We start from the raw sequence: 20,912 nt of genomic DNA, 5'->3' as shown, positions 1-20,912 counted from the left end.
GACCTTCCTGACGGAAGGCTCCATATACTACATCCCGTAGAATACTGTGGTGCGATCCCCCCAGTCTCCCGTCCTGTCCATCCATGGGCTCATCAAGGACGTAGGCCCCCTTTCCAGCCTGGACGGAAAGATGCTCAGGGTTGTCAGCGGCGTCTCCCTCACGGCGGAGCGCGGGCAGGTCACCGCCCTGCTGGGCGCGAACGGCGCCGGAAAGACGACAACCCTTGAGTGCGCCCAGGGCCTCCAGAAGCGCAGCGGCGGCAGCATCTCGCTGCTGGGCCAGGACCCCGCCACGGCAGGCGCCGACCTGCGCTCCCGCGTCGGTGTGATGCTGCAGGACGGCGGGCTCCCGCCGTCGGCCAGGCCACTGCCGCTGCTGCGGCATATCGGCGGGCTCTACGCCCGCCCCTGGCCGTTGGAGGACCTGGTGGGCCGGCTCGGCATCGATACTTTCAGCCGCACCAGCGTCCGCCGGCTGTCCGGCGGCCAGAAGCAGCGCCTGGCACTCGCGGCAGCCCTGATCGGCAGGCCCGAAGTCCTGTTCCTGGACGAGCCCAGCGCCGGCCTGGACCCGCAGTCCCGCCAGCTGGTGTTCGACTTGATTGCCGAACTGCGCGACGGCGGCATGGGAATCATCCTGACCACGCACCTCATGGACGACGCCCAGCGCCTTGCGGACTATGTGTACATCATTGACGGCGGCCGCAACGTCGCCGAAGGAACCGTCCATGAGCTGCTGCAGCGCAGCCCGGTGGCGGACCACGCCGGCGAGCACGTCCGGACCCTGGTGTTCGAAGCACCCGCCGGGCTGGACCTGGCTGCCGTGCTGCCCGACGGCGTCGACGTCTCCGAAACCCGCGCCGGGAGCTACGCCGTCACCGGCGCCCTCACACCCCGGCACCTCTCCGCGCTTGCCCAGTGGTGGGAAACAAAGGACATCATGCCGGCGTCGATGAGCCTCCAGGCGCGTAGCCTTGAAGACGTCTTTTTGGATATCTCGGGAAAGGACATCCGATGAGTACCGCAGCGATCCGGGAGACGCAGCAGCCCGCGTCCCTGCTGCGCCGCGTCCTCCTGCAGGGCAAATACGAGGCACTGACAATGCTGCGGAACGGCGAACAGCTGATCCTGGCCGTGGTGCTGCCGCTGCTGGCACTGGTTGGCCTGACGGTGACGCCTTTCCTGGACGGAATGGGCTCCAGCCGCATCAACGTGGCCGTTCCGGGGATCCTGGCCCTGTGCGCCATGTCCACGGCTTTCACCGGCCAGGGCATCGCCACCGGCTTCGACCGCCGCTACGGTGTACTCCGGTTCCTGTCCACGACCCCCCTGGGGCGCGGCGGCCTGATCGCCGGCAAGGTTCTCTCGGTCCTGGCCGTCCTGTGCCTCCAGGTGGTGGTGGTGGGCCTTGTTGCCCTGGCGCTGGGGTGGCAGCCGATGGCGGCCGGCTGGCTCCCCGGGCTGGCACTGCTGGCACTGGGCGCAGCGGCTTTCACCGCGCTGGGGCTGCTGGTGGCCGGAACCGTCCGGCCGGAAGCGACGCTGGCGATCACCAACCTGCTGTGGATCCTCCTCGGAGCCATGGGCGGGATCGTCATCCCGGCCGAACGGCTGCCCGCCGCGGCGCAGGCCGTAGTCCATTTCCTGCCTTCCGGTGCCCTCGGTGAATCGATGCGCGCCGCTTTCCTGGGCGGGGCCGTGAACGGCGGCGCCGCCCTTATCCTGCTGCTCTGGACAGTCATTGCCGGTGCCGCAGCCATCCGTTGGTTCAAGTGGAATTGAGATAATCGTGACCACGGCTTCACGCCTTCCCCAGCTTGCCGGCCGCCTGGCGTCGCGGCTGCCCCGCACGGTGGACGTCCGCATCCGCCGCCTCGCCGTCGCATCCCTGATCGGCCAGACGCTTCTGGTGGTCACGGGCGGCGCTGTCCGCCTCACGGCCTCAGGCCTTGGCTGCCCCACCTGGCCCCGCTGCACGTCGGATTCCCTGGTGAATACCCCGGAAATGGGCATCCACGGCTTCATCGAGTTCGGCAACCGGCTCCTGACCTTCGCGCTGGCCGCCGTGGCCGCGCTCATGCTGGTCTACTTGTGGAACCTGAGGAAGGAACGCAAGGACCTCTTCCTGCTGGCCCTCGGACTGCTCGCCAGCATCCCCGCACAGGCCGTCATCGGCGGCATCACCGTGCTCACCAACCTGAACCCGTGGGTGGTGGGCCTGCACTTCCTGGTGTCGATGGCCCTCGTGGTGTTCTCCACCCTGCTGGTGAACCGCGCCTTCGGCCGGACCGGCCGCTTCCCCGCAGGCCGCCCCGCGGAACTCCCTGCCGTGCTGCGCCCGGTAACGGCCGCCGTCGCCCTTTTCTCTGCCGTTGCCGTCATGCTCGGCGTGGTGGTTACGGGTGCAGGTCCCCACGCAGGTGACGCCGACGCTCCCCGCAACGACCTCGACTGGGACCTGTTCTCCCACATCCACGCAGTCCCGGCATACCTGGTCAGCGCCGGCACCGTGGTGGCCTTGGTGCTGGTCATCCGCCGCCGCATTACAGGCCCCTTCCGGACGGCTGTCCTGATGCTCCTGGGCGTCACCGTGCTGCAGGCCATCATCGGGTTCACGCAGTACTACAACGGCATCCCGGCGTTGCTGGTGGCAGCGCACATGCTCGGCGCGGCGCTGCTCATGGCAGCCTCGACCAATGCCTGGGACATCGCGCGGTCCAGCAAGGTGAAATAGCCCCCAGCGCAGCTGGCGCCTGGCGCCCCGGTCCGCTTCAGGACCGGGGCGCCTGCTTTTAAGGCCGCTGGCTAGCGGCCGGCTGCGGCGACGTTGCCCTGGCGGTCGGCGTCGAAGTCAGGGTCCAGGTTCTTGATGCGGTCGGCGGAGACCTGGAGGACCCGGGCCGTGGCAATGTCATAGAAAAGTCCCGTGGCCTGGACCGTCCCAACGGCCAGTGCGGGGCCTGCCACTGGATGGTCCTGCAGCTTTGCCAGCTGCACGGCCACGTTGACCATCGAGAGCTGGTCAACGGTCCCGTAGCCCGCTGCGGCGGCCTGCCTGCCCACCGGGTGCCCTGCCAGCAGTGCCGCATAGCTGGGGCGGGCATGGTCCAGCCACTGGTTGAACGCCGGGCCCAGGGAACTGTTGTCTCCGCCGTCGGCTTCCGAAAGGAGCGCCTTCATGGCGCCGCAGTTGGAGTGCCCGCAGATGACCAGGGACTGCACCCGCAGGCTGTTGACGGCAAAGGACAGGGCCGAATCAATCGAGGCGTCCCGCCCGTGGCTGCACACCACGTTGCCGATGTTCCGCAGCGTGAGCAGGTCGCCGGGGCCGCTGCTGGTGATCAGGTTCGGGTTGACGCGGGAATCGACGCAAGCCACGAACAGGCTGTCAGGGTTCTGGCCTTCCGTCAGGTCATGGACCAGCGGACGGACCTGGTGGGCAAACCGGCGGTGGTACTTGTTGACCCCCACCAGCAGGGGTTCCTTCCGCGGCGGGAGCGGCAGTTCGGTGGCTTCCTCGCGCCTGGGTGCCTGGTGACCGGCATCCTGGAAGACGGTGTTGCCGTGCTCCTCAAGGCGCACGGCTCCGCCGGTGGCCTGGTGCTGCAGCTGCCAGGCAAGCAGGGCTTCACGGAAAGAGTGGTCGACGTAGTCCGCGTTCAGCTCCACCACCACGTTCTTGCCGGCCGGTACAGCCTGGAGGACGGGGTTGAGCTTTGGCAGTGCGAAGAAGCTGCAGGAACCGGCGATGGTCACGCGCCAGGGCGACGACGGGGCGGCCGGCGGGTGGGACTGGATCTGTGCCCGCAGGACACGCCAGAGGACGTTGGCGGCGGCGAGGGCAAGGCCGATCATGACGCCCTCGAGCAGGTTCAGGAATACCACGCAGACCAGGGTTACCGCATAGATCGGAAGATCCCCGGTCCGCAGGCTGGTGCGGATGTCCGCCACTTTGATCAGGCGGGCACCGATCACCACCAGCAGGCCGGCCAGGACAGCCAACGGAATCAGCTGGATCAGGCCGGCGAAGAGGGCCGAGAACGCGAGGATCCACACCCCATGCAGCACCGCGGACGTGCGCGTGGCCGCGCCCGCTTCCACGTTGGTGGCGCTGCGCACGATCACACCCGTCACCGGCAGGCCGCCCAGCGACCCGGAGAGGATGTTGGCCGTGCCCTGCCCAATAAGCTCCCGGTTGAGGTTTGTCCGCGGACCGGTTTGCATCTTGTCCACGGCCACCGCGGACAGGAGGGACTCGATACTGGCGATCAGCGCCATGGTCATGACGGCGAACGCGAAGGCGCGCCAGTTTCCTTCAGGGAGCTCCGGCAGGGCGATGGCGTCGAAGATGGACCCGTCCAGGGAGATGCGTTCAACGCCGGGCGCAAAAGCCACGGCCAGAGCGGTTCCTGCCGCGACGGCGGCCAAGGGCCCGGGAATCCGCCGGACAGCGGCGGGCAGGAACTTCCAGCACAGCAGGATCGCCACGACGGCCAGCCCCAGCAGTGCCGCGTGCAGTTCGAGGTTGGTAATGGCCGCCGGTAGTCCGGCGAGGTTCTCCAGGGCGGATCCGGCGGGCCGGGAGCCGAGAATCACGTGCAGTTGCTGCAGGATGATGGTGACGCCGATGCCGGCGAGCATGGCCTTGACCACTACCGGCGACACCGCCAGGGCGGCCCTGCCCACCCGGCTGAAGCCCAACAAAAGCTGGACGACGCCGGCGGCCGCGGTGATGGCGCAGGTCACCTGCCAGCCGAATTCCTGGACGAGGCCGGCCACGACGACGGTCAGTCCGGCCGCCGGTCCACTCACCTGGAGGGGTGAGCCGCCGAGGCTTCCAGCCACGATCCCCCCAATGGTGGCGGCGATAAGTCCCGCCATGATCGGCGCCCCGGAGGCCGCTGCAATCCCGAGCGAGAGCGGGAGTGCCACCAGGAACACCACCAGCGATGCCGGCACGTCGGCGCCAAGGTGGGCGAAGAACGGAGGGCGGGACAGGAAGCGGCGGCGGCCTCCGCCGCCTCCTCCGGGCGGGCTGTGGCTGGGGGCGGGGACGGCAGAGGGATGGGCTTCCATGGGGATTCCTTTGGTCGCGGGAGGGGTCCGCTCTACCGTAAGCATCCCGTCAGTGGCAATGACAGTTAAAGTGACGGATATGACAAATCTGTCATATCCGTCTGCCGTTGGGTTAAAGAACAACGGCGGCTCCCGCCTGAAGCAGGAGCCGCCGTGGGCCAAATCGAAGTGCCTAGCCCGGCATGACAGCACTTCCAACGAAGGGGTCCACCGCGAGGGCGATGAACAGCAGCGTCAGGTAGCTGATGGAACCGTGGAACACCTTCATGGCGCGCTTGTCGGAAATATCCTCGCGGTGGGCGCGCGAGTAGAGCGCGTGCGATTCGTAGAGGAACCAGGCGCCTGCGACGACCGCCGTCGCTGTATACACCCAGCCTGCCCCGCCGGCCGGGATCATGAGCAAGGAGGAGGCCACCATGGCCCAGGCGTACAGCACCACCTGGACAGAGACGACCTTGGCCCCGGCAATGGCCCCAAGCATGGGGACATTGGCATTTCGGTAGTCCTCGCCGTAGCGCATGGACAGGGGCCAGTAGTGCGGCGGCGTCCACAGGAAGATCACCAGGAACAGGATGATGGCGGGCCACTCCACGGAGTTGGTCACGGCAGCCCACGCGATCAACACCGGGAAGCAGCCGGCGGCGCCGCCCCAAACAATGTTCTGCGCAGTGCGGCGCTTGAGGATCATCGTGTAGATGACCACGTAGAAGAAGATGGCGCCCAGGCCCAGCCAGGCAGAGAGCGGATTGGCGCCGAACCATAGGATCACGATGGCAGCCGCTCCCAGCAGCCAGGAAAAGACGAGGGCTTCCCTCGGGGTGACTTCCCCTGTGACCAACGGCCGGTTTTCCGTCCGGTGCATCAGCTTGTCGATGTCCCGGTCGATGTAGCAGTTGAAGGCTCCGGCGCTGCCGGCAGCAAAGGCGCCGCCCACCAGCGTGGCAAGGATCAGTCCGATGGACGGAAAGCCCCGCTCGGCGTAGATCATGGTGGGCAGAGTGCTCACCAGGAGCAGCTCGATCACGCGCGGCTTGGTGAGGGCGAGATACGCCTTGGCCTTACGGGCAAACCCGATGCCGGAGGCCCGGGATGCGTTCAGCGGCGTATCTGTTGTGCTCACGGTGGCAGTCACCCGTTCTGTGTGGCAGTTGAGGCTGGCAGGCAGCTCCGGTCGTGCGGCCCGGACCCGGGCACGACACTTAAGGAAGGAAACACTTCACGTGCGTGCAACAGCCGGGACACCCCGGGCGGCGTTAGGGATGCGCCCGGAGTTGGCCTCCGATTATCATACCGCGCCGCCGGCCCTGCCCCCGCCCTCCAATATGCGCAATTGATTGGTCGCGGGCCCATTCGAGCAGATTAACTCAACCCTCCGAAAAGGTGATTCACAAAAGGGGAAATTGCGTCCAAAACGTGAGATTTGCGCCGCCCGCAGTATGGATAAGAGCTAAGCTGTCACCAGATCAGCACGCAGCAAGAAAGCGGTGGAAAACGCATTCCCGCTTGCTGTTCGTGACTGAATGCAAGGATCAACGTTTCGATGGTGAACGGCTGGTACACACCGCAGCGGGCGCCGAACAGCGCGCCCTTGGCCGGATCCGGTGTACCGCCGCCATCAGCACAGAGAGGGGCCCGGTTTTCGTGCCACATTTGGAAGAGCAAGAACTGTCATGGACCAGCTTGGACCAGCGCGCCGTGGACACCATCCGCGTCCTGGCCGCGGATGCCGTGGAGAAGGTGGGCAACGGCCACCCCGGAACTGCCATGAGCCTGGCCCCGGCCGCATACCTTCTCTTCCAGAAGCTGATGCGCCATGACCCGCGCGATCCGCAGTGGCTCGGCCGGGACCGGTTCGTTCTTTCCCCGGGCCACACGTCCCTGACGCTTTACATCCAGCTTTTCCTTTCCGGCTACGGGCTGGAACTCAAGGACCTGGAGGCCCTGCGCACCTGGGGTTCACTGACCCCGGGGCACCCCGAGTACAAGCACACCGCCGGCGTGGAAATCACCACCGGCCCGCTGGGCCAGGGCCTGGCGTCCTCGGTGGGCTTCGCCTACTCCCAGCGCCGCCAGCGTGGCCTGTTCGACGCCGATGCTCCCGCCGGCGAGTCGCCCTTTGACCACACCATCTGGGTCATCGCCTCAGACGGCGACCTCCAGGAAGGTGTCACCGCCGAGGCGTCCTCGCTGGCCGGACACCAGGAACTGGGCAACCTCGTGGTGATCTACGACGAGAACCACATCTCCATCGAAGACGACACCGACATTGCCTTCACCGAGGATGTCCTGAAGCGTTACGAGGCCTACGGCTGGCACACCCAGCGCGTGGACTGGACCCGGACCGGCGAATACAAGGAAGACGTCCAGGAGCTCTACAGCGCCCTGCTCGCCGCCAAGGCCGAAACGTCCAAGCCCTCCATCATCTCGCTGCGCACCATCATCGGCTACCCCGCCCCCAAGAAGCAGAACACCGGAAAGATCCACGGCTCGGCCCTCGGCGCCGAAGAGGTGGCCGCACTGAAGGAGGTGCTGGGCTTCGACCCGGCCAAGTCCTTCGAGGTGGACCAGGAAGTCCTGGACCACGCACGCGCAGTGGTGGAACGCGGCGCGGCAGAACACAAGGCCTGGGAAGAATCCTTCAATGCCTGGCGCGAAGCCAACCCGGAAGGCGCCGCACTCCTCGAGCGCATCGAGGCACAGGAGCTTCCCGAAGGCCTCGACGCAGCCCTTCCCGTCTTCCCGGCTGGCAAGGACGTCTCCACCCGCGCGGCATCCGGCAAGGTCCTGAACGCCCTGGGCCCGGTCCTCCCCGAACTGTGGGGTGGCTCCGCCGACCTTGCTGAGTCCAACAACACCACCATTGAAGGTTCCCCGTCCTTCGTGCCTGCCTCCAAGCAGACCGGCGCCTGGTCCGGCAACCCGTACGGCCGGGTCCTGCACTTCGGCATCCGCGAGCACGCTGCAGCGTCGATCGTGAACGGCATCAGCCTTGCGGGCAACACCCGTGCCTTCTCCGGAACCTTCCTGATCTTCAGCGACTACCAGCGCCCCGCCATCCGCCTCGGCGCCCTCATGGGTGTCCCGTCGCTGTACGTCTGGACGCACGACTCCATCGGCCTGGGTGAGGACGGCCCCACCCACCAGCCCGTGGAACAGCTCGCTTCGCTGCGCGCCATCGTGGGCCTGGACGTCGTCCGCCCCGGTGACGCGAACGAGGTGGCAGCAGCCTGGAAGACGATGCTGGAGAACCACGCCAACCCGGCAGGCATCGTCCTGACCCGCCAGAACATTCCCACCTGGGAACGCGGCACGGGCGACGCCGACGGCGATACTTTCGCGTCCACGGCAGGCGTGGCAAAGGGCGGCTACGTCCTGGCCGAGGCTTCGAAGGACGGCGCCACGGTTCCGGCTGACGTGATCCTGATCGCCACCGGCTCCGAGGTCCAGCTGGCCGTCCAGGCCCGCGAAGCCCTCCAGGCCGACGGCATCGCCGCCCGCGTGGTGTCCATGCCCTGCGTTGAGTGGTTCAAGAAGCAGGACGCTGCCTACCGCGAATCCGTGCTGCCCGCAGCCGTCAAGGCACGTGTCTCGGTCGAGGCCGGACTGGCCCTGGGCTGGCGCGAATTCGTCGGCGACGCCGGCCGCTCCGTCAGCCTTGAACACTACGGCGCTTCCGCTGACTACAAGCGCCTCTTCCAGGAGTTCGGCATCACGGCAGAAGCTGTCGCCGCCGCCGCCAAGGACTCCCTATCCAGCCTGCAGGCCTGAAACCTCATCTTTTAGGAGATATAACAATGACTACTCCCACCCAGCAGCTTTCCGATGCCGGCGTCTCCATCTGGCTCGACGACCTTTCCCGCGGACGCCTGGAAACCGGCACCCTCCGCAAGCTCATCGAAGAGAAGAACGTGGTTGGTGTGACCACCAACCCGTCCATCTTCCACGCCGCCATCACCTCCGGTACCGACTACGACCACATCATCGCCGGCAAGGCAGCGGAGGGCGCCAGCGTGGAGGACACGATCTTTGAGATCACCACCACCGACGTTGCCGATGCCTGCGACCTGTTCGCCCCGGTCGCTGCCGCCACGAGGGGCGTCGACGGCCGCGTCTCCATCGAAGTCGACCCGCGCCTTGCCTGGGACACCGCAGGAACCATCGCCGAGGCCAAGCACCTCTACCAGCGCGTCAACAAGGACAACGTCCACATCAAGATCCCGGCCACGCTCGAAGGCCTCGAAGCCATCACGGCAACCCTGGCCGAGGGCATCAGCGTCAACGTGACCCTGATCTTCTCCCTGGAGCGCTACCGCGCCGTCATCAACGCCTTCCAGTCCGGCCTGGAGCGGGCCAAGGAAAACGGCCACGACCTTTCGAAGATCCACTCCGTTGCGTCCTTCTTCGTTTCCCGCGTGGACACCGAGATCGACAAGCGCCTCGACAAGATCGGCACCGACGAGGCCAAGGCCCTCAAGGGCAAGGCCGGCCTGGCCAACGCCCGCCTGGCCTACCAGGTCTACGAGGAACTCTTCTCCACCGAGCGCTGGGCCCTGCTGGCCGACGCCGGTGCACTCCCCCAGCGCCCCCTGTGGGCCTCCACCGGTGTGAAGGACCCGGCGTACCCGGACACCCTGTACGTCACCGAACTCGTGGCCCCCGGGGTCGTGAATACCATGCCGGAGAAGACGCTGGACGCCACCTTCGACCACGGCGTGGTCACCGGCGACACCGTCACCGGCACCTATGATGAGGCGAACGCAACCCTCGACGCCCTGGAGAAGCTCGGTATCTCCTACAACGAGGTCGTCGCGCTCCTTGAAACCGAAGGCCTGGACAAGTTCGTGGCCAGCTGGAAGGAACTGCTGGCCGACGTCGAAGGCGCCCTCGCCTCTGCACGAAAGGCTTCCTAACACCTATGAGCACTCTCAGCTACGACGCCACCGGCGCTGCCCAGGAGGCGCTTGAACAGCACCTCCCCGCCCTCGTCGAGGACCGGATCGCCACCCGGATCTTCGCCAAGGACCACACATTGTGGGGTCCGGACGCCGAATCCGAGTCCGCAATCCGCCTGGGCTGGGTGGAGGCCGCCACCGTCTCACAGCCCCTGGTCAAGGACATCCTGGAACTCCGTGACGCCCTGCGCGCCGAAGGCGTCAGCAGGATCGTCCTCTGCGGCATGGGCGGATCATCGCTGGCCCCCGAGGTCATCGCCGGCACGGCCGGCGTCGAGCTGACAGTGCTGGACAGCACGGACCCGGACCAGGTCCGTGCTGCCCTCGCAGACCGGCTGGCCGCCACCGCCATCGTGGTCTCGTCCAAGTCCGGTTCCACCCTGGAAACGGATTCCCAGCGGCGGATCTTCGAGCAGGCCTTCACCGAGGCAGGCGTGGACGCCAAGAGCCGGATCATCATCGTGACCGACCCCGGCTCACCCCTGGACAAGGCCTCACGCGAAGCCGGCTACCGCGCAGTCTTCAATGCCGATCCCAACGTCGGCGGCCGCTACTCGGCGCTGACCGCGTTCGGCCTTGTACCCTCCGGCCTGGCCGGGGTGGACATCCAGGCGTTCCTGGACGAGGCAGAAGAAGCTGCCGAAATCCTCAACGACGATGCACCGGAAAACATCGGGCTCGCCCTGGGTACTGCGCTGGGCGGGACCAACCCGCTGCGGAACAAGATTGTCATCGCCGAGGACGGGTCCGGCATTGTTGGATTTGCTGACTGGGCTGAACAGCTCATCGCCGAATCCACCGGCAAGCTGGGCACGGGCATCCTGCCGGTCGTCGCAGGCCCGCAGTCCCCGGAAGTCACTTCCGGCGCGGCTGACGTGCTGGTGGTGCGGCTTGTGGCCGCTGATGCCGACATCGAACTCGGCGACAACCAGGTGGCCATCGCCGGCGGCCTTGCCACCCAAATGATGGTGTGGGAGTTCGCCACCGCCGTTGCCGGCCGCCTGCTGGGGATCAACCCCTTCGACCAGCCCGACGTCGAGGCCGCCAAGGTAGCGGCACGCGGACTGCTGGACGCCCAGCCGGAGCCTACGCCGGCCGCATTCGTTGACGGCGCCATCGAGGTGCGCGGCGGCGACTGGCTTGGCGAGGCCGCTACCGCAGAGGGTGCCGTCAAGGCCCTGCTGGGCACCTTGTCCTCCGACAGTTACCTGAGCGTCCAGGCGTACTTCGACCGGTTGGCTTTCGCCGGGCTCGAAGGTATCCGTGATGAACTGGCTGCTGCCACCGGCCGTCCGGTGACGTTCGGCTGGGGCCCGCGCTTCCTGCACTCCACCGGACAGTTCCACAAGGGTGGCCCTGCCATCGGCGTGTTCCTCCAGGTCACTGCCGCCCCGGCGGAGGACCTGGGCATTCCGGACCGGCCGTTCACCTTTGGTGAGCTCATCGCTGCCCAGGCTGCAGGCGACGCCCAGGTCCTGGGTGAGCATGGCCGTCCCGTGCTGCGCCTCCACCTCACCGACCGTGCCGCCGGCGTGGCCCAGCTGCAGGACGTCGTCGCTGCACTGTCCACCCGCGCATCCGCAACCGAAAGCTAAGGCGCAAAAGTAACCATGCCAGAAACTGAATACGGCAGGAAGGGCGCGGGCCGCGGGCGTAATCCGTTGCGTGATCCGCGTGACCGCCGTTTGAACCGGATCGCCGGTCCGTCGTCGTTGGTCCTTTTTGGGGTGACGGGCGATCTTGCCCGGAAGAAGCTGATGCCGGCGGTGTATGACCTGGCCAACCGTGGGTTGCTGCCGCCGAGTTTCGCGTTGGTGGGCTTCGCCCGCCGGGAGTGGGACAAGGAGGATTTCGCCGCCGAGGTGAAGGCCTCGGTGCAGGCGCATGCCCGCACGCCGTTTGATGAGGCGGTGTGGAACCAGCTCTCCGAGGGCATCAGGTTCGTGCAGGGCGAGTTCGACGACGACGCTGCGTTTGAGCGTCTGGGCGAGACGATCAAGGAACTCGACGATGTCCGGGGCACCCGGGGCAACCACGCGTTCTACCTGTCGATCCCGCCGAAGGCGTTCGAGCAGGTCTGCCGGCAACTCTCCAAGCATGGCCTGGCGCAGGCCGATGGCGATAAGTGGCGGCGGGTGGTGATCGAGAAGCCGTTCGGCCATGACCTGGAATCGGCGCGGCAGCTCAATGACATTGTGGAGTCGGTGTTCCCGCCGGACGCGGTGTTCCGGATTGACCATTACCTGGGCAAGGAAACGGTGCAGAACATCCTGGCGCTGCGCTTCGCGAACCAGTTGTTCGAGCCGCTGTGGAACGCCAACTATGTGGACCATGTCCAGATCACCATGGCCGAGGACATCGGCACCGGTGGCCGGGCGGGGTATTACGACGGCGTGGGCGCGGCCCGCGACGTGATCCAGAACCACCTGCTGCAGCTGCTGGCGCTCACCGCGATGGAGGAACCCATCTCGTTCAACGCCGATGACCTGCGGGCGGAGAAGGAAAAGGTCCTGGCAGCGGTCAAGCTCCCGGAGGATTTGTCGACGCATTCGGCGCGGGGGCAGTTCACCGGCGGATGGCAGGGCGGCGAGCAGGTCCTGGGCTACCTGGAGGAAGAAGGCATTCCCGCCGATTCCACCACGGAAACCTATGCCGCGGTCCGGGTGGACATCCACACCCGCCGCTGGTCCGGGGTGCCGTTCTACCTGCGCGCGGGCAAGCGCCTGGGCCGGCGGGTGACGGAGATCGCGGTGGTGTTCAAACGCGCCCCGAACCTGCTGTTCCGCGACCATGGTGAGGACGATTTCGGGCAGAACGCTGTGGTCATCCGTGTCCAGCCGGACGAGGGTGTGACCATCCGGTTCGGGTCCAAGGTCCCCGGCACGCAGATGGAAGTGCGGGATGTGACCATGGACTTCGGCTACGGGCACTCATTCACCGAGTCTTCCCCGGAAGCCTACGAGCGGCTGATTCTGGACGTGCTGCTGGGTGAGCCGCCGCTGTTCCCCCGTCATGAGGAAGTGGAGCTCTCCTGGAAGATCCTTGACCCGTTCGAGGACTACTGGGCGTCCCTGGATGAGCAGCCCGAACCCTACGCACCCGGCTCCTGGGGCCCGGCCTCTGCTGATGAGTTGCTGGCCCGCGACGGACGAACCTGGAGAAGGCCATGATCGTAAACCTGCCCGACACCACCACCTCAAAGGTGTCCAAGAAACTCATGTCCCTGCGCGAGCAGGGCGGCGTGATCGCTCTGGGCCGCGTCCTGACCCTCGTGGTCGTGACCAAGTCAGGGCTTGAGGAAGAAGCGATCGAGGCCGCCAACGACGCCAGCCGGGAACACCCCTGCCGGATCATCGTGCTCGCCGATGCCGGGAAGGACAACGAGGACCGGCTCGACGCCCAGATCCGGGTCGGCGGGGACGCCGGTGCCTCCGAAGTCATCGTGCTGCGCGGCTACGGCCAGCTCGCCCACGAAAGTGAGTCCCTGGTCGCGGCGCTGTTGCTCCCGGACGCGCCGATCGTGGCCTGGTGGCCGCACGGCGCCCCCGAGAACGCCTGCGAAACGTCCATCGGTGCGATCGCCCACCGCAGGATCACCGACTCCGCGAACGAACCCGATCCGCAGGCCGCACTGGAACGGATCCACCGGACCTACAAAGCCGGTGATACCGACCTCGCCTGGACGCGCCTGACCAACTGGCGCATCCAGCTTGCAGCCGCCCTGGACGAGGTGGACTCCTCGCCCGTGACCGCGGTAGCGGTTGAAGGGGCCTCGGACTCACCCTCCACCATCCTGCTGGCAGCCTGGCTCACCCTGACGCTGGACGCCCCCGTCACCATCGTCGCGGACCCCGCCGGGACCGGCATCCGACGTGTGCGGCTGACCCGCCCCGGCGGCGACGTCCAGCTCTTCCGGCCGGGACTTTCCATCGCCGAACTTACCCAGCCGGGCCAGCCCTCCCAGCGGATCTCCCTCCCGCGCCGCAGCCTCCGTGACTGCCTCGCCGAAGAACTGCGCCGTCTGGACCCCGACGAAGTATTTGGCGAAGTGATTACTATTGGACTGCCACGTACCAATCTAAGGAGCGTCCGACCCAGTGAGCGTTGACCCACGAGTAAGCATCCATCCTGATTCGTCCGTCCTCATGGCCGCCATAGCGGCACGCCTGATCACCAAGCTCGTTGATGTCCAGGACAAGTACGGCGAAGCCACGGTGGTGCTCACCGGGGGAACCGTGGGAATCGGCACGCTGAAGGCTGTGGCGGACTCCCCGGCGGCGCCCGCCGTCGACTGGTCCAAGGTCAACTTCTGGTGGGGTGACGAACGCTTCCTCGCTTCCGCAGATCCGGAACGGAACACCAAGCAGGCATTCGACGCGCTGCTGTCCCACATTTCAGTGGACCCGGAGCGCGTCCACTCGCCGGGTTCTTCCGATGAGTTCGATACCCCCGAGGAAGCGGCTGAGGACTACGCCCGCCAGTTGCGGGATGCCGCGGCGGCCGAGCACGCGGCGGACATGTCCGACGACAGGCCCGATGAACCGTCCGCGCTCCCCCGCCTGGACGTGGTGCTGCTGGGTGTGGGTCCTGACGCCCACATTGCTTCGCTGTTCCCGGAGCAGGCCGGAGTCCGCGAGAAAGAGCGCACAGTGGTTGGTGTGCGGAACTCCCCCAAGCCGCCCCCGCTGCGGATCTCCCTGACCCTGCCTGCCATCAACACGGCGGCGGAGGTTTGGATGGTTGTGGCCGGCGAGGACAAGGCTGGAGCCGTGGGACTCGCTTTGGCCGGGGCCAACCCGGTGCAGGTTCCTGCGTCCGGCCCGCGGGGAACGTCCCGGACCCTGTGGCTTATCGACGAGAACGCAGCGTCACGCGTCCCCGAGCAGCTGGTCCGGAAGGACGCCGCGGGCGCGTAGCTTTTCCAGCGCTCCGGCCAGGACGTCTTCGGCGTCCTGGCCGGAGCGCCGTTCTTTAACGTATTCCAGGTGGCTCTTGTAGCCGTCGTCGAATGGGTCATCCGGCGCCGCCGCCTGGCCGTCCCGGGAAGCGGTCGCGCCGCACCGCCGGCAGTCCCACGTCTGCGGAATCTGGTCGTCAGGCATTTTCAGGAACACCGGCTGGGTCTCGTGGCCCCTCGCGCACCAGTAGGACACCCGGATGCGCGGGAGGGGCCGGGAGGACGAGTCGTTGGACTGCAGGCTCGATCCGGAGCCTGCGACAACCCCGGCACGGGTGCCTCGAAAGCCTGATGCTGGATGGACCATGGAAACTCCTGCCTCGACGCGGACACCGGAGCCCTGCAGCTTAAACAAAAACTGTGGCTGCCGGGTAAACCGACAGCCACAGTTTAGATGCCCGGGCCGGGCGGCGGGAGTGCCGCAGGACCCTATCCAGCGGACCCTTTAGGAGTCGCCGGCGCCGCTGAAGCGCATGATCAGACCAAGCCCGATGATCACCACGCCCCAGGTGACGCCCAGGATGATGGTGAAGCGGTTGAGGTTGCGTTCTGCCACGCCCGAGGAGCTGAGGCCTGAGCTCATGCCGCCGCCGAACATATCTGACAGTCCGCCGCCGCGTCCTTTGTGCAGGAGGATCAGCAGCGTCAGCAGGAGGCTGGTGATACCCAGGAGGATCTGCAGAATGACATGAAGAACGTCCACGACGGCCTTTCGGAAGTTGGAATTGCGGGAGTATGCGCTGGCTACGGACTAGTCCGTGACCAGGTGGCTCTCGAACCTGACAATATTAGCAAACTCAGCCGGGTCAAGGCTGGCGCCACCCACCAGGACGCCATCCACATCGCGCTCCTGCAGGATGGCGGCAGCGTTGTTGGCCTTGACTGAGCCGCCGTACAGCAGCCGGGTCTTGGCTGCCACGTCGGCGCCGAAAAGGCTCTCGAGTTCTGCACGGATGGCGGCACACATTTCCTGTGCGTCCTCCGGTCCGGCCACTTCACCGGTGCCGATGGCCCAGACGGGCTCATACGCAACCACCAGTTCGGCTGCCTGCTCGTGGGTCAGGCCCGCCACTCCGGCACGGAGCTGCTGGAGCGTGTGCTCGACGTGGGTCCCGGCCTGGCGGATTTCCAGTCCTTCCCCCACGCAAAGGACGGGGGTGACGCCGTGCTTGAACGCTGCCTTGACCTTGGCGTTGAGGACGTCGTCGGACTCGTTGTGGATGGTCCGGCGTTCGCTGTGGCCCACCAGCACGTACTTGCAGCCGAGCTTGTTCAGGAACTGCCCGGAGATGTCGCCGGTGTAGGCGCCTGAGTCGAACTGCGACAGGTCCTGGCCACCATACGCGACCTGCAGGTCGTCGCCCTGCACCAAGGTCTGGACCCCGCGGAGGTCGGTGAACGGCGGGAAGACGGCAACCTCGACGCGGCTGTAGTCATGCTTTGCGTCGGACAGCGTCCAGGCGAGTTTCTGCAGGAGGGTGATGCCCTGCACGTGGTCCATGTTCATTTTCCAGTTGCCCGCGATGAAGGGCTTGCGGTCGAAAGCGCCGTTCGTTGACGTAGTCACGTAATCTCCAAAAAGTTCTTGATATGTAATCGGCCGGCAGGCTGCCATGGGCAACCTGCCGGCCGGAGGACTGCGAAGTCCGTTACTGGCGGACAGCAGCGGTGATTCTGCCGTCCCTCTTTACCGGTCCGGTTCTAGCGGTCCAGGACGCTGAGGCCGGGGAGTTCCTTGCCTTCGAGGTACTCCAGGCTGGCGCCGCCGCCGGTGGAAATGTGGCCGAACTGGTCATCGCTGAATCCCAGGGTGCGTACTGCCGCGGCCGAATCTCCGCCGCCCACCACTGTGAACCCATCGGTGCCGGTCAGGGCCTGCGCGATGGCGCGGGTGCCTGCAGAGAAGGCTTCGAATTCGAAGACGCCCATTGGGCCGTTCCAGAAGACCGTACGGGCTCCCTTGATCCGCTCAGCGAAGGCGGCGGCGGTATCAGGACCAATGTCCAGGCCGATGCCCTGGGCACCAAAGCTGCTGCCCTCAATCGCGTCGGCTGCAACCGTTTCGTGCGCAGCGTCGGCAGCGAACTTCTCTGCCACCACTACGTCCGTGGGAACCACGAACTCAGTGCCGGCGTCCGCGGCGCGCTTCAGGTAGTCCTGGACCACCGGGATCTGGTCCTCTTCAAGGAGGCTTGAGGCAACCTTGTGGCCCTGTGCCGCCAGGAAGGTGAAGAGCATGCCGCCGCCCACCAGGATGGTGTCAGCCTTGCCGATCAGGTTGTTGATTACCGCGAGCTTGTCCGAGACCTTGGATCCGCCCAGAACCACCACGTAGGGGCGCTGGGTGTCGGCGGTCAGCTTCCGCAGGACCTCAACCTCGGTGTGCACCAGGTCGCCCTGGTACGACGGCAGCCGGGTGGCGACGTCGTAGACGCTGGCGTGCTTGCGGTGGACGGCACCGAAGGCATCATCCACGTAGGCGCCGTTGCTGCCGGTGAGTGCCACCAGCTCGTCGGCGAAGGAGCCGCGTTCGGCGTCGTCCTTGCTGGTCTCCCGGGCGTCGAAGCGGACGTTCTCCAGAACGAGTGCTTCACCGTCCTGCAGGGATGCGGCGGCAGCCTTGGCGGCGTCGCCGACAGTATCGGCCGCCAGGGTTACCTTGAAGCCCGCCAGCTCGGCGAGGCGGTCCACTGCGGGGCGAAGGGAGTACTTGTCCTCCGGGGCGCCCTTGGGGCGTCCGAGGTGGGCTGTTACCAGCACGCGGGCACCGGCGTCCGTGAGCTTTGCCAGCACTGGGAGTGAGGCCTTGATGCGGCCGTCGTCAGTGACTGTAGAGCCGTCGAGCGGCACATTCAGGTCACTTCGAACCAGAATGTACCGCCCGCGGACACCTTCAGCGATCAGTTCGTTGAGGGTGTGTGATGTCATGTGTCTAACCCTAGCCCAGCTTGGCTGCTACAAGCTCCGTGAGGTCGACGAGGCGGTTGGAGTAGCCCCATTCGTTGTCATACCAGGAAACAACCTTGACCTGGTTGCCAATGACCTTGGTCAGGCCGGCGTCGAAGATCGACGACGCGGGGTCACCAACGATGTCGGAGGACACGATCGGCTCTTCCGTGTAGGTCAGGAAGCCCTGCAGCTCGTCGGACTCGGAAGCACGCTTGAGGGCTGCGTTGACTTCCTCGACGGTAGTTTCGCGGGAGACGGTCACGGTGAGGTCGGTGGCGGAGCCGGTGGGCACGGGAACGCGGATGGCGTAGCCGTCCAGCTTGCCCTTGAGCTCAGGCAGGACCAGGCCAATGGCCTTGGCGGCACCGGTGGAGGTGGGAACCATGTTGATGGCTGCGGCACGTGCACGGCGCAGGTCCTTGTGCGGGCCGTCCTGGAGGTTCTGGTCGGCGGTGTAGGCGTGCACGGTGGTCATGAGCCCGCGCTCGATGCCGAACTCGTCGTTGACGACCTTTGCCAGCGGGCCGAGGCAGTTGGTGGTGCAGGACGCGTTGGAAATGATGTTGTGCTTGGCGTTGTCGTAGAGGTTGTGGTTTACACCCATGACGATGGTGATGTCCTCGTCCGAAGCCGGAGCGGAGATCAGGACCTTCTTGGCGCCGGCATCGATGTGCTTCCTGGCGTCGGCAGCCTTGGTGAAGAACCCGGTGGATTCGATCACGATGTCAACGCCCAGCTCACCCCAGGGGAGGTTGGCGGGATCGCGCTCGGCCAGGACCTTGACCACGTTGCCGTTGACGACGATGTTGCCGTCCTTGACCTCGATGGTTTCCTTCAGCCGGCCGCCGACAGAGTCGTACTTGAACAGGTGGGCCAGGGCTTCGGGACTGGTGAGGTCGTTGACGGCAACGATCTCGAGGTCTGCGCCTTGGGCAAGCGCTGCGCGGAAGTAGTTGCGGCCAATGCGGCCAAAGCCGTTGATACCAATACGGGTCGTCACTTTTACAGTCTCCTTGGTGCTTTGAAAAGCACTACTAGTTGAGCGGGCGTTGAAGCCAACTAACAGATCCCGCACGCCATTGGGCAGAGATGATTTACACGGAGGGCGACCAGCCTCATTGCTGAAGGCTAACCGCCTTCCGTGACCTATCTTACGTTTAACTGGGTCCGCCCCCGCAAGTGCGGGGGCGGACGGTCCACATCCCGGCCTGTTTAAGTCAGAATGTGAAGTTTGTTACAGCGATGTATATCGCACGTCACTACGGAAGGGTGATGAGTCCCGTGGCGTTGGTGCGTGCTGCTTCGAAGCGCTGGGCGACGTCGGCCCAGTTGACGATGTTCCAGAACGCCTTAACGTAGTCGGCCTTGACGTTGACGTAGTCCAGGTAGAAGGCGTGCTCCCACATATCCAGCATCAGCAGCGGGGTGGTGCCCAGCGCAACGTTGCCCTGCTGGTCGTAGAGCTGCTCGATGACCAGGTTCCCGCCGATGGGCTCGTAGGCCAGGAAGCCCCAGCCCGAACCCTGCAGGCCGAGGGCCGCGGCGGAGAACTGGGCGCGGAACGCGTCGAAGGAGCCGAAGGCGTCATCGATCGCTGCAGCCAGTTCGCCCTCGGGCTTGTCGCCGCCGTCCGGGGAGAGGTTCTTCCAGAACACGGAGTGGTTGATGTGGCCGCCGGTGTGGAACGCGAGGTCCTTGGAGAGCCGGTTGATGTTGGCGAAGTCGCCCTTTTCGCGGGCCTCGGCCAGCTGGGCCAGGGCGTTGTTGGCGCCTGCCACGTAGGTGGCGTGGTGCTTGCTGTGGTGCAGCTCCATGATCCGCGCAGAGATGTGCGGTTCGAGGGCGGCGTAATCGTAGCTGAGTTCCGGCAATACGTACTCGGTCACAAAATCCTCCAATATCGTGGACCAGGAAGGCCCGGTTGGTAACTCTTGGATTGTGCATCCGGGCATCTGGTGCCCGGAATTATTTCTGATTCTATGGGGCGCCTACTCGTCCAGCATTTCAGGCGTCACATTGGCGTCCGTTCCGGGAATGCCCAGGTCAAGCGCACGCTTGTCCGCCATGGCCAGCAGGCGGCGGATCCGGCCGGCGATCGCGTCCTTGGTCATCACGGGGTCGGCGAGCCGGCCCAGCTCGTCAAGGCTGGCCTGTTTGTGCGCCACCCGCAGCTCGCCGGCGTACTTCAGGTGGTCCGGGACGTCGTCGCCCAGGATTTCCAGGGCCCGGTCCACGCGTGCGCCGGCAGCCACGGCTGCCTGGGCGGAGCGGCGCAGGTTGGCGTCATCGAAGTTCGCGAGCCGGTTGGCTGTGGCCCTGACTTCCTTGCGCATCCGGCGTTCCTCCCACACCATCAGTGCGTCGTGGGCGCCCATGCGCGTCAGGAGCGCGGCGATGGTGTCGCCGTCGCGGATGACCACGCGGTCCACTCCCCTGACCTCGCGGGCCTTGGCCTGGATGTCCAGGCGGCGGGCGGCGCCCACCAGGGCCAGGGCCGATTCCGGACCCGGGCAGGTGACTTCCAGCGATGACGACCGGCCGGGTTCGGTGAGCGAACCATGCGCCAGGAACGCCCCGCGCCACACGGCTTCGGCGTCTGCGGCCGAGCCGTTGACGACGGCGGACGGCAGGCCGCGCACGGGGCGGCCGCGGCCATCCAGCAGGCCCGTCTGGCGGGCCAGCGCCTCGCCGTCGCGGACCACGCGGACCACGTAGCGGCTGGCGCGGCGGAGTCCGCCGGCGGAGACCACGATGATTTCACTCTGGTGTCCGTAGACCTCGGCGATGGCGGCGCGGAGCCGGCGTGCAGTGGACGCGAGGTCAACTTCCGCCTCGATGACGATCCTGCCCGAAATGATGTGCAGTCCCCCGGCGAACCGGAGCATTGCGGAGACTTCAGCCTTGCGCACTGATGACTTCTTGATGTCCAGACGGGACAGTTCTTCCTTGACCGATGCTGTCAGTGCCATGGCACCTTC

19 protein-coding genes are annotated in these 20,912 nt (G+C 66.2%); 9 read left to right on the top strand and 10 right to left on the bottom strand.

Going from position 1 to position 20,912, the window contains the following annotated elements:
• Positions 1-49 precede the first annotated feature (49 nt).
• The 3 genes from VIK36_RS10960 to VIK36_RS10950 are packed head-to-tail and all read left to right on the top strand — an operon-like array spanning position 50 to position 2,734.
• Positions 50-1,018, top strand: a complete 969-nt coding sequence (locus VIK36_RS10960; protein WP_324641915.1) for an ABC transporter ATP-binding protein — start codon at positions 50-52, stop codon at positions 1,016-1,018.
• Entirely contained in the window at positions 1,015-1,782 is a 768-nt protein-coding gene (locus VIK36_RS10955; protein ID WP_324641914.1) for an ABC transporter permease, read from the top strand. Before VIK36_RS10960 ends, VIK36_RS10955 begins: the two co-directional genes overlap by 4 nt.
• A 7-nt stretch (positions 1,783-1,789) precedes the next feature.
• Complete coding sequence (locus tag VIK36_RS10950; RefSeq protein WP_324641913.1) at positions 1,790-2,734, top strand: COX15/CtaA family protein; 945 nt, start codon at positions 1,790-1,792, stop codon at positions 2,732-2,734.
• Between the two features lie 71 nt (positions 2,735-2,805).
• Here VIK36_RS10950 and VIK36_RS10945 read toward each other — a convergent pair whose 3' ends face one another.
• From VIK36_RS10945 to VIK36_RS10935, 3 genes are all read right to left on the bottom strand, one after another.
• Positions 2,806-5,076 (bottom strand): bifunctional SulP family inorganic anion transporter/carbonic anhydrase, encoded by a 2,271-nt coding sequence (locus tag VIK36_RS10945; RefSeq protein WP_324641912.1) that lies wholly within the window; start codon positions 5,074-5,076, stop codon positions 2,806-2,808.
• Positions 5,077-5,248: 172 nt separating this feature from the next.
• A complete protein-coding gene (locus VIK36_RS10940) occupies positions 5,249-6,208 on the bottom strand; it encodes a heme o synthase (protein ID WP_324641911.1) in 960 nt (319 codons plus the stop codon).
• A 323-nt stretch (positions 6,209-6,531) separates the two neighbouring features.
• Entirely contained in the window at positions 6,532-6,726 is a 195-nt protein-coding gene (locus VIK36_RS10935) for a hypothetical protein (protein WP_255172171.1), read from the bottom strand.
• On the opposite strand from VIK36_RS10935, the gene tkt reads away from it, so the two are divergent.
• The 6 genes from tkt to pgl are packed head-to-tail and all read left to right on the top strand — an operon-like array spanning position 6,727 to position 14,944.
• Positions 6,727-8,844 (top strand): transketolase, encoded by a 2,118-nt coding sequence (tkt, locus tag VIK36_RS10930; protein ID WP_324641910.1) that lies wholly within the window; start codon positions 6,727-6,729, stop codon positions 8,842-8,844.
• A 26-nt stretch (positions 8,845-8,870) separates the two neighbouring features.
• Positions 8,871-9,986, top strand: a complete 1,116-nt coding sequence (gene tal, locus VIK36_RS10925) for a transaldolase (RefSeq protein ID WP_255172170.1) — start codon at positions 8,871-8,873, stop codon at positions 9,984-9,986.
• A gap of 5 nt (positions 9,987-9,991) precedes the next feature.
• Positions 9,992-11,623, top strand: coding sequence for a glucose-6-phosphate isomerase (locus VIK36_RS10920; RefSeq protein WP_324641909.1), 1,632 nt, complete (start codon positions 9,992-9,994; stop codon positions 11,621-11,623).
• Positions 11,624-11,638: 15 nt separating this feature from the next.
• Positions 11,639-13,198 (top strand): glucose-6-phosphate dehydrogenase, encoded by a 1,560-nt coding sequence (gene zwf / locus VIK36_RS10915; RefSeq protein ID WP_324641908.1) that lies wholly within the window; start codon positions 11,639-11,641, stop codon positions 13,196-13,198.
• Entirely contained in the window at positions 13,195-14,136 is a 942-nt protein-coding gene (locus tag VIK36_RS10910) for a glucose-6-phosphate dehydrogenase assembly protein OpcA (RefSeq protein WP_324641907.1), read from the top strand. Before zwf ends, VIK36_RS10910 begins: the two co-directional genes overlap by 4 nt.
• The gene (gene pgl / locus VIK36_RS10905) at positions 14,126-14,944 is read left to right on the top strand and encodes a 6-phosphogluconolactonase (RefSeq protein ID WP_324641906.1); all 819 of its coding nucleotides are present in this window, start codon (positions 14,126-14,128) and stop codon (positions 14,942-14,944) included. The genes VIK36_RS10910 and pgl overlap by 11 nt, the downstream gene beginning before the upstream one ends.
• Here the strand turns inward: pgl and VIK36_RS10900 are convergent.
• The 7 genes from VIK36_RS10900 to whiA form a co-directional block, all read right to left on the bottom strand.
• A complete protein-coding gene (locus VIK36_RS10900) occupies positions 14,897-15,292 on the bottom strand; it encodes an RNA polymerase-binding protein RbpA (protein ID WP_255172167.1) in 396 nt (131 codons plus the stop codon). The two genes, pgl and VIK36_RS10900, sit on opposite strands and share 48 nt — an antisense overlap.
• Before the next feature lie 138 nt (positions 15,293-15,430).
• Entirely contained in the window at positions 15,431-15,688 is a 258-nt protein-coding gene (secG, locus tag VIK36_RS10895) for a preprotein translocase subunit SecG (protein WP_159632058.1), read from the bottom strand.
• A gap of 48 nt (positions 15,689-15,736) precedes the next feature.
• Positions 15,737-16,552 carry a triose-phosphate isomerase gene (tpiA, locus tag VIK36_RS10890; protein WP_159632059.1) on the bottom strand — a complete coding sequence of 272 codons (816 nt, stop codon included), beginning with the start codon at positions 16,550-16,552 and terminating at the stop codon, positions 15,737-15,739.
• A 134-nt stretch (positions 16,553-16,686) separates the two neighbouring features.
• Positions 16,687-17,913, bottom strand: coding sequence for a phosphoglycerate kinase (locus VIK36_RS10885; protein WP_324641905.1), 1,227 nt, complete (start codon positions 17,911-17,913; stop codon positions 16,687-16,689).
• A 10-nt stretch (positions 17,914-17,923) separates the two neighbouring features.
• Positions 17,924-18,934 (bottom strand): type I glyceraldehyde-3-phosphate dehydrogenase, encoded by a 1,011-nt coding sequence (gene gap / locus VIK36_RS10880; protein ID WP_159632061.1) that lies wholly within the window; start codon positions 18,932-18,934, stop codon positions 17,924-17,926.
• A 259-nt stretch (positions 18,935-19,193) separates the two neighbouring features.
• Positions 19,194-19,820 carry a superoxide dismutase gene (locus tag VIK36_RS10875; RefSeq protein ID WP_159632062.1) on the bottom strand — a complete coding sequence of 209 codons (627 nt, stop codon included), beginning with the start codon at positions 19,818-19,820 and terminating at the stop codon, positions 19,194-19,196.
• Between the two features lie 102 nt (positions 19,821-19,922).
• Positions 19,923-20,903: a DNA-binding protein WhiA gene (whiA, locus tag VIK36_RS10870; RefSeq protein ID WP_015937022.1), complete on the bottom strand. Its 981-nt coding sequence runs from the start codon at positions 20,901-20,903 to the stop codon at positions 19,923-19,925.
• Positions 20,904-20,912 lie beyond the last annotated feature (9 nt).

Origin of the sequence: Pseudarthrobacter sp. LT1, assembly GCF_035621795.1 — a bacterium.
GTDB lineage: Bacteria > Actinomycetota > Actinomycetes > Actinomycetales > Micrococcaceae > Arthrobacter.
Note: the sequence above shows the minus strand (reverse complement) of the source record. Positions and strands in the feature narration are given on the sequence as shown.

Coding starts and splice junctions, on each gene's coding strand:
- VIK36_RS10955 (WP_324641914.1), top strand. CDS start 1,015: ATGAGTACCGCAGCGATCCGGGAGACGCAGCAGCCCGCGTCCCTGCTG.
- VIK36_RS10945 (WP_324641912.1), bottom strand. CDS start 5,076: ATGGAAGCCCATCCCTCTGCCGTCCCCGCCCCCAGCCACAGCCCGCCC.
- VIK36_RS10935 (WP_255172171.1), bottom strand. CDS start 6,726: ATGTGGCACGAAAACCGGGCCCCTCTCTGTGCTGATGGCGGCGGTACA.
- tal (WP_255172170.1), top strand. CDS start 8,871: ATGACTACTCCCACCCAGCAGCTTTCCGATGCCGGCGTCTCCATCTGG.
- VIK36_RS10920 (WP_324641909.1), top strand. CDS start 9,992: ATGAGCACTCTCAGCTACGACGCCACCGGCGCTGCCCAGGAGGCGCTT.
- zwf (WP_324641908.1), top strand. CDS start 11,639: ATGCCAGAAACTGAATACGGCAGGAAGGGCGCGGGCCGCGGGCGTAAT.
- VIK36_RS10910 (WP_324641907.1), top strand. CDS start 13,195: ATGATCGTAAACCTGCCCGACACCACCACCTCAAAGGTGTCCAAGAAA.
- VIK36_RS10900 (WP_255172167.1), bottom strand. CDS start 15,292: ATGGTCCATCCAGCATCAGGCTTTCGAGGCACCCGTGCCGGGGTTGTC.
- VIK36_RS10885 (WP_324641905.1), bottom strand. CDS start 17,913: ATGACATCACACACCCTCAACGAACTGATCGCTGAAGGTGTCCGCGGG.
- whiA (WP_015937022.1), bottom strand. CDS start 20,903: ATGGCACTGACAGCATCGGTCAAGGAAGAACTGTCCCGTCTGGACATC.